The sequence below is a fragment of the Rahnella inusitata genome (assembly GCF_965118895.1).
GTDB lineage: Bacteria > Pseudomonadota > Gammaproteobacteria > Enterobacterales > Enterobacteriaceae > Rahnella > Rahnella inusitata_A.
In genome coordinates this window covers 1-13,576 of the sequence record NZ_CBCPJJ010000016.1, presented here as the reverse complement: position 1 = coordinate 13,576, position 13,576 = coordinate 1, and the positions used below count along the sequence as shown (strand labels likewise).

The window sequence follows — 13,576 nt, the reverse complement described above, 5'->3', positions numbered from 1 at the left end:
ATGGACATGTTCTGGTACTTCCGTGGGTGGCGCAAATCCAGGCACTTCGTGCTGCCTTCACTCGGTCTTCGAGCCATTGGTCTCGAAGCCGCTCCGTTCAGCTGGATTTTTGATCGCGCCATCTCACCATCTTTTAAAGACAAAACAAATATAGGCTGAGCAAAGTATTTGGGTTTTGAAATGATCTGAGCAAGTGAAGTTGTGACCTAAAAAGCTTTGGCCGCGTTCAAAAATCACGCCGTAGGAAGAGGTGGAAAACCGCGCATCTTTTTGCGCGGGTTGTAACCCGACCGGAGGGCACCGCACAGCGGCGGGATTTTGCGGCAATAGCGGGGGCCGCTGAAACATCGCCGGGATGCATGGCACTGGTTTGAAAACGCGAGGGGGGTGCAGAGGGGAGAAGCTTTTCCCCTCTGCTCGGTTTCGGCGCCGAAAATCAGGTGATCACTGCTATTGAGAAACCGAAACATTCACAGTATTAACCCGGCAGGGATTGTAGGAATTATCCCCCGACAACTTTCCCCACCGCTTTCTCAAACCGCCCCATCCCCTCTTCAATATCCGCGAAGTCGATCACCAGCGAAGGCGCAAACCGCATCACATTTGGCCCCGCGACCAGCATCATCAATCCGAATTCGGCTGCCGCTGCATGAAACTCCCCGGCGCGGTTTTTGAAGGCATCCGACAACTCAGCCCCAATCAATAACCCCTGACCACGGAATTCTTTGAAGATGTGATATTTCTGGTTGATGGCGTCCAGCGCGCTGATGAATTCCTCGCGGCGCTCGTCGATGCCCGCCAGCACTTCCGGCGTGTTGATAATGTCCAGTGCCGCTTCGGCGACGGCGCAGGCCAGCGGGTTACCGCCATAGGTGGTGCCGTGCTTGCCGGGTTCCATAACGGATGCCACTTCTTCGGTTGCCAACATGGCGCTCACCGGGAAGCCGCCCCCCAGCGCTTTCGCGGTGGTCAGGATGTCCGGCGTCACGCCGTAATGCATGTAGCTGAACAGTTTGCCGCTGCGGCCCATGCCGCTCTGAACTTCGTCCAGCACCAGCAGCGCCTGATGTTTGTCACACAGTTCGCGCAGGCCTTGCAGAAACTCCTGAGTGGCAGGCGTCACGCCGCCCTCGCCCTGCACCGGCTCGACCACAATCGCACAAGTATGATCGTCGATAACCGCTTTGACCGCATCCAGATCGTTAAACGGAACGTGGACGATATCGGCCGGTTTCGGGCCGAAGCCGTCGGAGTATTTCGGCTGACCGCCGACCGACACGGTGAACAGCGTGCGGCCGTGGAAAGCATTGTGGAAGGCGATGATTTTGCTTTTATACGGGCTGTGACGATGCGACGCGTAATAACGCGCCAGCTTGAATGCGGCTTCATTGGCTTCAGCGCCGGAGTTGGCGAAAAATACGCGGTCAGCAAAAGTGGCGTCGATCAGCTTCTGTGCCAGTCGCAGAGCGGGTTCGTTGGTGAACACATTGCTTACATGCCACAGGGTTTCGCCCTGTTCGTGCAAAGCCTTTACCAGAGCAGGATGACAATGCCCCAGTGCGGTCACCGCGATACCACCGGCAAAATCAACGTACTCTTTACCCTGCTGATCCCACACGCGGCTGCCCTTGCCCTTCACCGGAATAAACTTTGCTGGTGAATAAATCGGCAAAATGACTTTGTCGAACGTGCTCCGGTCTACCGCTGATTTTTCTGCCATAACCCTGCTCCCCATCTTGTTTTCGCCAGTGAGTGGTGACGATGCGCTGGAATTCATAACCATGATGGATATGAAAATATAATCATAAAATATGCATAATAAATCACTCGCAGGCAAACAGAAATCGCACCTGTCAGGTAAGTAATTTTTTCGATGAGCGTAAGCGTTTAGATCTTAAGGAAATTATCCAGAAGCTGATGCCCCTGTTCGCTGAGAATACTTTCAGGATGGAACTGAACGCCATGCAGCGGCAAGGTCTTGTGCATGATGCCCATAATTTCGTCGCGCATTCCTTCACGTTCGGTCCAGGCGGTGACCTCAAAGCAGTCCGGCAGCGTATCGGGCGCAATCACCAGAGAATGGTAGCGCGTCACGGTCAGCGGGTTGTTCAGCCCGGTAAAAACGCTGCTGCCGGTGTGGCGGATCGGTGACGTTTTGCCGTGAATAGCCTGACGGGCGCGCACGATTTTCGCGCCAAATGCCTGCGCCATCGCCTGATGCCCAAGGCATACACCGAGGACCGGCAAACGGTCAGAAAAATGGGTGATGGCCTGCAAGGAAATCCCGGCCTGATCGGGGGTACAGGGGCCGGGAGAAATCACCAGATGCGACGGTGAAAGGTTTTCGATATCCGCCAGCGTCAGCCGATCGTTACGTATCACTTTGACCTCTGCGCCCAGCTCGCAAAAATACTGATAGAGGTTGTAGGTGAAGGAGTCGTAGTTGTCGATCAGCAGCAGCATAATGTTCCCGGTAAAGACGAAAATTTACCGGGCAATTCTACGCATATTGTTGATCAATGTTCATCAGCAATTTCGCTAATGACGTCTTGGAAGATCGCCACCAACTGAGACTCATCGCCAAACACCGCCGTTTTATTGGCATCCAGCCACCGTTCGCGACCAACGCTTGCCCACTGAATGTCATAACCGGCATGAATAACCAGCTGCTCGGTGAAAATCCTCAGGGCGCGGCCGTTACCTTCGCGGAACGGATGCAGCAGATTCAGGCCGGTGTAGTAATGCGCAAGCCGTTCTGCGAACTGATCCAGCGGCTGCCCGACCAGAAACTCTTCATCCTCCAGCTCCTGCATCAACGCATTGCCTTCCTTTTCGATGTAACCGAAATGGCAAAACTGTGTATCGTCTTTATAGATGTCGATTTCGCGGAACTCGCCCGCCCACGGGTAGATATCCTGGAACAGCGCCAGATGGATAGCACACAGATGCGGTAACCCCATCACCGACGGGCCGAGGGGCATGACCGCCGCACGTAGCGCCGTGAAGGCCAGCTCAGCTTCGCGCAGACGATGCGCCTCACGGATTTCCAGCCGGTTTTTCAGTACGTTGATGCCGCGATAATAGTAAGGATCGGCACCGGCCACGAGTTTATCGTTCATAGTGCCCCCTGAGTTCAGCCAGCCGCTGTGCGATTTGCTCGTTGTCCAGCGTCACTACCTCAACCTGCAAACCATCCAGTGCGCTGCTGGCCTGAAAGTTTTGCCGTTGCCGTTCACGAAAGAGTTTTTCCTGCTGCCTGAGCGTCGTTTTCTTCGCCATCATTTCCTCCCTGGCACAGCCATTAGGGCGCATACCTTGTGGAGTTAAGTATAGACAGAGAAAAAAGGGCGCCACGTCCGGCGCCCTAAACTCAGATTATTCAACAGCGATCGGTTGATCGCTGACCTCTGTTTTGTTGTCGCCCTGCAAGGTTTTGACACGTTGCTCAAGCTGTTGAACCGCTTTGGCGTCCGGCAGCAGCGAGTATTTCAGTTCAAATACCGTGCTCTGACCAGGCTGCAACTGTTTCACGCGGCCCTGCTTACGTTCGATGGTCACCGGATATGCATAGTTGGTGCCCGGTTCGATACCGGTCACGTAACCCTGTTTCAGTGTGTCGGTATTTTTCCACAGCGTCAGCAACGGCAACTGATGAGTATCAAACTCAATCGACGCGCCCTTATCTCCGGCCTTGTTGACTACACCCGCCACGGTTTTGCCCTGCGCATCGGCCAGTGGCACCATGTTGAAGACCATTTCATCGAAGCCTTTGGTCGGCCCGGCGTAGGTCTGCCAGTCGGTCAGACCTTTTTTGGCGTAATCGTTAAACGGAGAGATGGATTTAAGCGGGGCGATAAATCGCGCGCCCTGTTCAAGGATCGGCTGACCAAAGTTGCTGTGATAGATAATCTGGTAATCGTGCGGATAGTCAGAGGCGTTGGTCAGCGTATCGTGAATAGTCCACGACTGGCTTCCCGGCACGTAGCGCAGTTCCGTCCAAGTCTGGAGTTTGGCTTTTTTGAAGGTGTCTTCTTTCAGCAGGCCGCGCACGGTGATTTCAAACGGTGCTTTGTCGGCAATTTCCACTTCCACTTTGGAGGCTGGCGTATTGCCTGCACGGCCGTGCAGTGTGTAAATCATGCCGTCAGCGGTGACCGGATGGCCGGTCCATTCGAAGCCGCAGCGCACCATCATTTCATTGAAACCTTCCAGCCAGCCCACGCCATTGCGGCTTTCCAGATTAATGTACGCCGGATTCACCACTTCCTGAACAGGTGAATCCCAGCCCAGTCGGATGTTATTACCCGTGACGTGCAGTAAATCCATCCCGCGCGTCGGGCTGAGAGCAATAGTCAGCCCTTTACTGGTAATTGTAATGACTTTGGAGCCTTCCTGTTTGCCCCCGTGCAGAACTTTTTGTTCAATGCTGAAATCAGCGCCGGCGAGGTTCAGCTTTTTGCTGTCAGTCTTCCAGTTTCCCAGTTCAGTACCGGCTTCAGCATCCGTCAGCACGATAGTTTGTGCGGCAGCCTGCCACGAAAAAAGCCCCATCACGATCCCGGTTACGAGTAATTTTTTCACATCCACTCCTTTTTGCTGAATTGATTTAGCCCAAAAGCAATTCAGCCTACAAACCCTGCTAAGTGAAAAACGTGACAGCCTTCACTTAGCGGAGTTTTCCATCAAAAATAGCCACAGGAACGTGCTTTGTATGGCGTTTATGGATGTAGATCAGGTTATTTTGCAGAGAAGAGTGCGAAGTCAGACAAGAATTTACCGGGAGAAGCTGACGCGGTTCAGCTCCTCCCTTTTAACACAAAGGATTACTTTTTACGGCCTCCCATGATTGAGCCCAATACGCCGCGCAGGATCTGACGCCCCAGGTCGCGCGCGATACTTTTGGTGACAGACTGCACCACGCCATCGCGTTTGCCGCCGCGCGGACCGGTGCTGCCGAACAGGATATCATTCAGGCCGCCCATCAGGCCGCCGCCGGAAGAGGCCTGGGCCGCAGGCTTGTTTTTGTCCCCGGTTTTTGCAGCGCCCGCAGACTGCGGCGTTTCCACCGTACCGAATCCCTGATCGACGATTTTCTCGTAGGCCGACTCACGGTCTACGCTGTCCTCGTAGCGGCCATACAGCGGGGACTGGTTAATCGCCTGATTACGTTCATCATCGTCCAGCATGCCCATTTTGGATTCCGACGCGATGACCATTGCCCGCTGAACCACTTCGGGACGCCCCTTTTCATCGAGAAAAGAGACCAGCGCTTCACCGACGCCAAGCTCGGTGATCGCCGTTTCTGCGTCGAACGCCGGGTTGGCGCGCAGCGTTTGCGCCGCCGCCTTCACCGCTTTCTGGTCACGAGGCGTAAAAGCACGCAGCGCATGCTGGACGCGGTTACCGAGCTGCCCCAACACGCTGTCGGGAATATCCAGCGGGTTCTGAGTGACGAAGTAAATTCCGACACCTTTCGAGCGGATAAGGCGCACCACCTGCTCGATTTTAGTCAGCAGCGCCTGCGGGGCGTCAGTAAACAGCAGATGCGCTTCGTCGAAGAAGAACACCAGCTTAGGCTGTTGCGGATCGCCGATTTCAGGTAAATGCTCAAACAGCTCCGCCAGCAGCCACAGCAGGAATACAGAGTAGAGCTTTGGTTGATTGATAAGTTTATCCGCCGCCAGCAGATTGATGATGCCGTGACCGTTTTTATCGGTCTTCATCAGGTCATTAATGTCCAGCATCGGTTCGCCGAAGAACTGATTTGCACCCTGGCCTTCCAGCGTTAACAGACCGCGCTGGATAGCGCCGATCGAGGCCGCAGAAATATTGCCGTACTGCGTCTGAAACTGTCTGGCGTTGTCGCCGGTGAATTGCACCATCGCACGCAAATCTTTCATGTCGAGCAACAACAGGCCGTTGTCGTCGGCAATCTTAAACACCAGTTGTAACACGCCGCTTTGTACGTCGTTAAGACTGAGTAATCGCCCCAGCAGCAGCGGGCCAAGGTCAGAAATCGTCGCACGGATCGGATGGCCTTTCTCGCCGAAAATATCCCACGGAATAATGCTGCACGCCTGCGGCTGCCAGTCGGTCACGCCGATGTTGTTCAGTCGCGTGCTGAGTTTCTCCGAAGGCACACCTGCTGCGCCAATCCCTGATAAATCCCCTTTCACGTCCGCCAGAAATACCGAGATCCCGATGCGGGAAAACTGTTCGGCCATGCGTTGCAGCGTGACGGTTTTACCGGTACCTGTCGCGCCGGTTATCAGACCATGCCGGTTCGCCAGCGCGGGCAGGATCACCAGATCCTGTACCGGTTTACCTTCACTCATGGCTTTCGCAATCAGACGGGCTTCACTCATTTCATTTTCCTTGGAAGTGGAACGCAGAGGCGTTTATTAATTTCATCCGCAAAACAGGCATTGCCAAATAAAGGTGAGAGCATTACCCATCGTTTTATGTAACAAAACGACATGTGGCCTGGCTTACACTTTTTGCATCTCTCCTAAATTATAGTGAATACCTCTGTCAGCATGACGTATTTATTCATTATGGTATTCATAAAAAACGCAGCAAATAAAATCGGGTCTCTGGCGGCACAGTAGTGCGAGAACTTAATAATCCCGGTTTGCAGGGAATCAATAATTTTAGCTTATTTCACACCGTTAGCTCGGGTTGTTATGCCCTTGCTTTGTATTCATGGCTGCGCATTAAAGAGGTGTATATGTCTGTAACCACAACAGGAAATAAAAGCGCTTACGAAAAACTGAGTCGTAAAGAAAAGATTGGCTACGGCATGGGTGACGCAGGCTCATGCATGATCTGGAGTGTGCTGGCGCTGTACCTGACATGGTTTTATACCGATGTGTATGGCTTAGACCCTGCAATCGTGGGCACGTTATTTCTGGTGATCCGTATTTTTGACGCCTTTAGCGATCCCGTTATGGGCGCTATTTGCGACCGCACCAAAACCCGATGGGGTAAATTCCGGCCCTGGCTTTTGTGGATGGCCCTGCCGTTTGGTCTGTGCGCCGTCGTGATGTTCACAACGCCAGATCTCAGCGTGAGCGGAAAAATCATTTATGCCTGGGTCACTTATCTGATCATGTCATTGATCTACACCGCGATAAATATTCCGTATTGCTCGGTCGCAGGTGTGATTACGCTCAATCAGAAAGAGCGCATGGGCTGCCTGTCATGGCGTTTCTTTCTCAACGGTCTGGCGACGCTTATCGTCTCCTGTTCTATCCTGCCGCTGACTGACTGGCTGGGCAATGGCGACCGGGCTTCCGGTTTCCAGATGACAATGATGATCATGGGGGGCGCGGCGACCCTGATGTTCCTGTTCTGCTTCTCCAGCATTAAGGAGCGCGTCGTTTCAATTAAAGCCAATGATTCGTTAATGCGGGATCTGAAAGATATCGCCAAAAACGATCAATGGCTGCTGATGATTTCGATGACTTTTCTGAACGTATTTCCGGCCTTTATTCGCGGTGCGGTGACCATTTATTACGCCACCTATGTGATGCATGCGTCAGTTGGATTTATCACGTTTTTCATGGCGCTTGGTGTTGCCTGCAATATGGTGGGAAGCGTGGTCGCTAAACCGCTCACCGATCGCTTCGATAAAATTAAGCTATTTCGCATAATCAATATTATTCTCGGCATCTTGTCCTTCGCCTTGTGGTTTATCGACCCGGCATCGCTGACACCGCTGTTAGCGTTGTTTATCGTCATCAATATTCTGCATTTAATTCAGTCCGGCCCTATTCTCTGGGCGATGATGTCAGACGTTGATGATTACGGCGACTGGAAATTCGGCAAACGCCTTACCGGCATCTCTTTCGCCGGTAATCTGTTTATGCTGAAAATGGGACTGGCGGTGGCCGGTGCGATTGTCGCCTGGATACTGTCTTTTACCGGTTATATCGCCAATAAACCCGAACAAAATACGCAGACGATTCAGGGCATTATCATGATGTTCTCACTATTACCCATGGTGAGCTATTTCATCAGCGCGTATGTAGTCCGCTACTTCAAACTGAACAATACGTTCCTCGAAAAGATTAAAGTCGATCTCGCAAAACGCGAACTGGAAAAGGATAAACACTCATCACAGGAATATCACGAAGCCCCTGTCCTTTGATGCCTGCGCATTGATTCCTTATTTATTTTACAGAAGGTTTGATTCATGTTGAGTAATCACTATTACGATGTCACAAAGTGGAATACAGGTAATCCCTGTGAGGATATTGGCGAGGTCATCAACAGCATTATCGCTGATATAAAAAGCAGACAAACGGAAGCTGATAATAATGAAGGCGGAAAACCAGGAGCTGCGATTTATATTCCGCCTGGCGATTATCCTCTGATGACTCAGGTTGTGATTGATATCAGTTATTTGAAAATCATGGGTTCCGGCCACGGTTTTACGTCTTCAAGCATTCGCTTTAACACCCCGAAAAGCGAAGTGGCAAACTGGCACGACGTATGGCCGGGAGGAAGTCGCATATTGGTGGATATATCCCCAAAAGTTGGAGAGGAAGAGTCCGCAGGGGCTGCGTTTTATGTTAAGCGGGAGGGAGAGCCCCGAATAAGCTCGGTGGAGTTTGCTGACTTCTGTATTGATGGCCTACATTTCGTTGACGATGGTTCTGGCAAGAACGATCCGGAAAACACCTATACCAATGGGAAAACCGGTATTTACATTGCAAGTGCTCAGGACTCATTTCGCATTACGGGCATGGGATTACTCTATTTAGAACATGGAATTACCAGCTATTACGCCGATGCACTCTCCATACATGATAATTTCATCGCAGAATGTGGTAATTGTATAGAACTGCGGGGTGCCGGACAGGCGTCAAAAATAACCGATAACCTGATCGGCGCGGGTTACAAAGGCTATTCCATTTATGCGCAGAACTTTGGCGGTCTTTTGGTCACGGCAAATAATGTCTTTCCCCGCGGAAGCAGCAGCGTCCATTTTTCCGGCGTGGTGCGGTCTTCTGTGACCAGTAACCGATTTCATTCTTTTTATCCGGGCATGTTGATACTTAGTGATAACTGCTCGGAAGTCCTGGTTTCTTCCAATCATTTTTTACGTGACCATGAACCCTGGGCGCCGATGCAGGGATACGATAACGGCCTGGATGATTTATATGGTCTTTTGTCTGTCAGCGGTAATAATAACTCTGTTATTGCCAATCATATTTCCGAAACCATTGAAACTCAGTACATCAGGCCATCAGGTATAAAACCTGTCATTATTCGGATTGTTTCAGGTAAGGGGAATTATATTTCTGACAACCATATTGTTGCCACCACCGAAACGTCGGAGGCACGAGATAAAACCACGGCCTCTTGTTTCGATGCGCAAGTGGGTGCATTACTGACGGTCGATGCCCTCAGGCCGCTCGACGTCATTGCTGTGCAGGTAGAAAAAGCATCGCGAGAAAATACTGTGCTCGATTCCGCCACAGAGGCGCAGGTGATTCTGGACAGGACGCTCAATGCATTCAGAGCAACGCCGGTTCCGGGAGCATAACCACTGGGTAATTCCGAGTGAGGGTTAAAGATAAACGGGAGCCGCAAGGCCCCCGTTCTTATACAATTCCAACTTAATTTAGGAAACCTTTGTTACTGTCATTCCCAGGCTGCTCTCACGCACAACAAGCCTGGTGGTTAACGCAATGGAATCAATATGATCTTTCTTCTCAGTACGATTGATTAACTCAAATGCCAGCTTTCCCATTTCATTAACTGGCTGTGCAATACTGGTGATATTCATCATCTGCGCAATAATCGTATTATCGAAACTGGCGACGGCAAAATCCAGCGGGATATTCCCGCCTTTGCGTTTAAGCCTTTCGATAACATAGCTCGCGGCAACGTCGTTATAAATAAACAGGCAGTTAATTTTATCTTCCTGAGCCATTATCTCATCAACGATATTATCCAGAGAATTAATATGTCCTCGGTTATTTTCACCCTCACCTTTGGGTATCCAATAGCGATGATGTTTTTCCACGCAGTAGCCGTAGCTGACCGTTTTTTTGCAGAAAGCCGACATTTTGCGATTATCGACGCCCTCCTGACCGATAAAACCAAAGCGGGTGCGACCAATATCGATAAAGTGCTCGGCAATGGTCTCCGCCCCACGCTCCTGATTGATGGAAACGGAATTAAAAAAACGGGAATTTTGTGTCACGATGGCAATATTCATACCGGTGTTGAGCAACCATTCCGATAAAGACGATTCTGCCTCGGTGGGCACCCAAATCAGCGCCTCAATACCCATCCCTGCCAGCGCTCTTACCAGCTGCTTATCCTGAAAGGGCTGGTTCTGATGCGTTTTAACCAAAAGTGACTTTCCGACATAGCGGGCCTCCTCTTCCAGCGACGCCACCAGTTCACAAAAGTGCGGGTTAATCAGGTTTGGCACCACCACGCCGATTAATCCCGAACATTTCCCGTTGAGCTGAATCGCACTCCGGTTAGGCGCATAGCAAAGAAAATCCATTGCGCTGTGAACTTCGCGGCGAGTTTCCGGCGAAACGCTGGGATGATTATTGATCACCCTGGATACCGTTGCGGTAGAAACACCCGCTTTTGTCGCAACATCTTTGATAGAAGCCATGTATTTAATGTCACCGGTTACATTATTACCGGTACTATAAAATTTGCGGATGACCAGAGATGCAACCCCGATCACATGTCGCATGATTACATGAAAATGGCTTCAAGATCACATTGTTAATTTAACTCTCGTCTGAATTTATTATATCTTTTTCAGCGTTGTATCAGCGACAACACAGTTATAAAAAGTATTCGAAAATTAAATTAAAGAGAATAATCCTTTTAGCCACTAACAATGGTGGCGATACAAACTTTCATTAACAAGATAAATAAGGCTTAATCATGAGCGATGAAAACTATTATGACGTGACGGTATGGAATAACTCCGGTGCAAAAGATGATATTGGTAGCGTAATTAACAGCATCATTGCAGATATAAAATCCAGACAAACAGATAAAGATATTGATCAGGGCGGAAAACCCGGCGCGGTCATTTATATTCCACCGGGTGATTATCATTTAAAAACGCAGGCAATCATTGATATCAGCTATCTTAAAATAATGGGCAGTGGCCACGGATTTACCTCATCCAGCATTCGTTATAATACCCCTGACGCAGACGTTCAAAATTGGCATGAGATCTGGCCTGGTGGAAGTCGCGTTATGGTTGAAATCGAAGATGCTGCATTTTATGTCAGCCGAGACGGAGACCCCAGGCTGAGCTCGATTGAATTTGAAAATTTTTGCATCGATGGGCTGGAATTTAGCGGTGAAGCGGGAGAGAACTCCTATCTCAACGGAAAAACGGGGATTTATATTGCCACCGGGCATGACTCTTTCCGGATTAATCATATGGGTATGGTCTATCTTGAACATGGGCTGGTGGCCTATGGTTCCGATGCGCTGAGCGTGCATGATAACTTTATTGCCGAATGTGGTAGCTGCATCGAACTGCGCAATACCAGCTCTCAGGGGCAGGCAAGTAAGGTGACCGATAACTTACTGGGCGCGGGATACAACGGCTACTCACTCTATGCCAGCAACTTCTGGGGGCTCATTGTTTCGACGAATAATATTTTTCCGCGCGGCGGTAGCAGCGTGCATTTCGTCAACGTTGCCAATTCTCAAATTTCCAGCAACCGTTTACACGCTTTTTATCCGGGCATGGTCATTTTGGAAGAACAGAGCCAGACGGATCCTAATCAGCTCGCCTGCGAAAACAATCTTATTTCCGCTAACCACTTCTATCGTGTAAACGAATCATGGCCACCGATGCAACCCTACAATAATGGGTTGGACGATCAGTTTGGAATTGTGAGTATTCAGGGAAGTCATAATTCTATTCTTTCTAATCATTTCTCGGTTAACCCTGACACTGTAGTTCCCGCTGATAAAAATCTGGTGGTCATACATATTACGTCGGGCAGCGACAATCTCATCGCCACGAATCACATCGCCACGCCCCTGGACGTATATAGTGTGATGGTCGATGACGGCATTGAGGGCAATACGGTTCTGGACTCCGGTACATCGACGCAGGTCTCTATGGACACAACGCAAAACGCATTCAGGCCAACCCCTTCCATTGAGTAATCCGATCAGTTGACGCCAACGAGCGGACAAAAAAACGGCCTCCATTACTGGAAGCCGTTTTCTTAGGAACCGAAAAAACAAAATTTAGATAATAATTAAGGCAGCACTTTCGCAGATAAGATCACAATCGGCGTAGTGGGAACGTTCTGGTATGGCCCGACGTTGTCGGTTTTAACCGCAGACATTTTGTCTACCACGTCCATCCCTTTAATCACTTTACCGAAGACGGCATAGCCGAAATCACGCTGGCCGTGATCAAGGAAGGCGTTGTCTGCCACGTTGATGAAGAACTGGCTGGTCGCGCTGTCTTTATCGGCAGTACGTGCCATGGCCACGGTGCCGCGCAGGTTACGCAGGCCGTTGTCAGCTTCGTTCTTAATTGGCGCTTTGGTCGCTTTCTGTTGCATGTCAGCTGAGAAACCGCCGCCCTGCACCATAAAGCCTGGGATCACGCGATGGAATACGGTGTTGTTGTAGTAACCGCTCTGGGCGTAATCGATGAAATTTTTCACAGAAACCGGTGCTTTCGCACTGTCGAGTTCCAATTCGATATTCCCTGCTGAAGTGGTCAGCATTACGTGAGTTTCACCGGCAGCAAAAACCGGCGACATTGCAGTCAGGGATAGCAGCGCAGTGAAGGCCACTAAAGTACGTTTAAACATGACGGTTCCTTTCTCGTGAATACAAACAACAGATCTCACTGATTCTAAAGAGCCTTTACGCTCAGCGCCAGACCTTTACCTATATTTACGCTTTCGAAAAATTTATCCAGATATTTCAAAATATTACATCAGATTTCTCAGGCATTTAGCTGTTGAAATCCACCGGATAATCTTTATCCAAATGAATGACAGTTTGTGCTGGCTGGGTTTGTGCAATCACCACGCCCTCACGAACAGAATACCGCACCGGCGCCTGACGGCGAACTGCATCAAAACCGCTTTCTGCCGCCAGAATCACCAGACTGGCGGCGTTGCCCACGTCCACACCGTACCCCTGCAAGTTCATGGTACGGGCGCTGTACGTCGTGATGAGTTTCAGGCCGTCGTCAATTTGCTGATAGCCCATCAGCTGGCAGACGTGCAGGCCCATGTGCAGCACCTGTAGCATGTTGGCGGTGCCAAGCGGATACCATGGATCGAAAACATCATCGTGGCCGAAGCAAACGTTGATCCCGGCGTCGAGCATCTCTTTCACCCGGGTGATGCCGCGACGTTTCGGATAAGTATCGAAGCGCCCCTGCAAATGAATATTCACCAGTGGATTAGCAACGAAGTTAATGCCCGACATTTTCAGCAGACGGAACAGCCGCGAGGTGTACGCGCCATTGTAGGAATGCATCGCGGTGGTGTGGCTGGCGGTCACGCGCTCGCCCATGCTTTCGCGCAGAGCCAGTGCGGCG

12 protein-coding genes are annotated in these 13,576 nt (G+C 50.6%); 3 read left to right on the top strand and 9 right to left on the bottom strand.

Annotated features, from left to right (window positions below; translation table 11 throughout):
• Positions 1 to 502 precede the first annotated feature (502 nt).
• The 6 genes from argD to ACMHLI_RS15055 form a co-directional block, all read right to left on the bottom strand.
• Complete coding sequence (gene argD / locus ACMHLI_RS15080) at positions 503 to 1,720, bottom strand: bifunctional acetylornithine/succinyldiaminopimelate transaminase (protein WP_413530184.1); 1,218 nt, start codon at positions 1,718 to 1,720, stop codon at positions 503 to 505.
• A gap of 167 nt (positions 1,721 to 1,887) precedes the next feature.
• The gene (locus ACMHLI_RS15075) at positions 1,888 to 2,463 is read right to left on the bottom strand and encodes an aminodeoxychorismate synthase component II (RefSeq protein WP_413530183.1); all 576 of its coding nucleotides are present in this window, start codon (positions 2,461 to 2,463) and stop codon (positions 1,888 to 1,890) included.
• Between the two features lie 53 nt (positions 2,464 to 2,516).
• Positions 2,517 to 3,119: a putative adenosine monophosphate-protein transferase Fic gene (locus ACMHLI_RS15070; RefSeq protein ID WP_413530182.1), complete on the bottom strand. Its 603-nt coding sequence runs from the start codon at positions 3,117 to 3,119 to the stop codon at positions 2,517 to 2,519.
• The gene (locus tag ACMHLI_RS15065) at positions 3,109 to 3,282 is read right to left on the bottom strand and encodes a YhfG family protein (protein WP_413530181.1); all 174 of its coding nucleotides are present in this window, start codon (positions 3,280 to 3,282) and stop codon (positions 3,109 to 3,111) included. Before ACMHLI_RS15065 ends, ACMHLI_RS15070 begins: the two co-directional genes overlap by 11 nt.
• Before the next feature lie 93 nt (positions 3,283 to 3,375).
• Positions 3,376 to 4,581, bottom strand: coding sequence for an aldose 1-epimerase family protein (locus tag ACMHLI_RS15060; RefSeq protein ID WP_413530180.1), 1,206 nt, complete (start codon positions 4,579 to 4,581; stop codon positions 3,376 to 3,378).
• Positions 4,582 to 4,823: 242 nt separating this feature from the next.
• A complete protein-coding gene (locus tag ACMHLI_RS15055; RefSeq protein WP_413530179.1) occupies positions 4,824 to 6,365 on the bottom strand; it encodes a helicase HerA-like domain-containing protein in 1,542 nt (513 codons plus the stop codon).
• A gap of 362 nt (positions 6,366 to 6,727) precedes the next feature.
• On the opposite strand from ACMHLI_RS15055, the gene ACMHLI_RS15050 reads away from it, so the two are divergent.
• Entirely contained in the window at positions 6,728 to 8,149 is a 1,422-nt protein-coding gene (locus tag ACMHLI_RS15050; protein ID WP_413530178.1) for a glycoside-pentoside-hexuronide (GPH):cation symporter, read from the top strand.
• A gap of 45 nt (positions 8,150 to 8,194) precedes the next feature.
• Entirely contained in the window at positions 8,195 to 9,550 is a 1,356-nt protein-coding gene (locus ACMHLI_RS15045) for a NosD domain-containing protein (RefSeq protein WP_413530177.1), read from the top strand.
• A 78-nt stretch (positions 9,551 to 9,628) separates the two neighbouring features.
• Here ACMHLI_RS15045 and ACMHLI_RS15040 read toward each other — a convergent pair whose 3' ends face one another.
• Positions 9,629 to 10,642, bottom strand: a complete 1,014-nt coding sequence (locus tag ACMHLI_RS15040) for a LacI family DNA-binding transcriptional regulator (RefSeq protein ID WP_413530176.1) — start codon at positions 10,640 to 10,642, stop codon at positions 9,629 to 9,631.
• Positions 10,643 to 10,923: 281 nt separating this feature from the next.
• Here ACMHLI_RS15040 and ACMHLI_RS15035 point away from each other — a divergent pair, with 281 nt between their 5' ends.
• Positions 10,924 to 12,174, top strand: a complete 1,251-nt coding sequence (locus tag ACMHLI_RS15035) for a right-handed parallel beta-helix repeat-containing protein (RefSeq protein ID WP_413530175.1) — start codon at positions 10,924 to 10,926, stop codon at positions 12,172 to 12,174.
• A gap of 95 nt (positions 12,175 to 12,269) precedes the next feature.
• Here ACMHLI_RS15035 and ppiA read toward each other — a convergent pair whose 3' ends face one another.
• Positions 12,270 to 12,836, bottom strand: coding sequence for a peptidylprolyl isomerase A (ppiA, locus tag ACMHLI_RS15030; RefSeq protein WP_413530174.1), 567 nt, complete (start codon positions 12,834 to 12,836; stop codon positions 12,270 to 12,272).
• Between the two features lie 145 nt (positions 12,837 to 12,981).
• On the bottom strand, positions 12,982 to 13,576 hold a 595-nt coding region (locus ACMHLI_RS15025), incomplete at its 5' end, for an amidohydrolase family protein (RefSeq protein ID WP_413530173.1).

Bases quoted from the DNA above. Each gene is read 5' to 3' on its own strand.
- argD (WP_413530184.1), bottom strand. From the start codon at position 1,720: ATGGCAGAAAAATCAGCGGTAGACCGGAGCACGTTCGACAAAGTCATT.
- ACMHLI_RS15075 (WP_413530183.1), bottom strand. From the start codon at position 2,463: ATGCTGCTGCTGATCGACAACTACGACTCCTTCACCTACAACCTCTAT.
- ACMHLI_RS15070 (WP_413530182.1), bottom strand. From the start codon at position 3,119: ATGAACGATAAACTCGTGGCCGGTGCCGATCCTTACTATTATCGCGGC.
- ACMHLI_RS15065 (WP_413530181.1), bottom strand. From the start codon at position 3,282: ATGATGGCGAAGAAAACGACGCTCAGGCAGCAGGAAAAACTCTTTCGT.
- ACMHLI_RS15055 (WP_413530179.1), bottom strand. From the start codon at position 6,365: ATGAGTGAAGCCCGTCTGATTGCGAAAGCCATGAGTGAAGGTAAACCG.
- ACMHLI_RS15050 (WP_413530178.1), top strand. From the start codon at position 6,728: ATGTCTGTAACCACAACAGGAAATAAAAGCGCTTACGAAAAACTGAGT.
- ACMHLI_RS15045 (WP_413530177.1), top strand. From the start codon at position 8,195: ATGTTGAGTAATCACTATTACGATGTCACAAAGTGGAATACAGGTAAT.
- ACMHLI_RS15040 (WP_413530176.1), bottom strand. From the start codon at position 10,642: ATGGCTTCTATCAAAGATGTTGCGACAAAAGCGGGTGTTTCTACCGCA.
- ACMHLI_RS15035 (WP_413530175.1), top strand. From the start codon at position 10,924: ATGAGCGATGAAAACTATTATGACGTGACGGTATGGAATAACTCCGGT.
- ppiA (WP_413530174.1), bottom strand. From the start codon at position 12,836: ATGTTTAAACGTACTTTAGTGGCCTTCACTGCGCTGCTATCCCTGACT.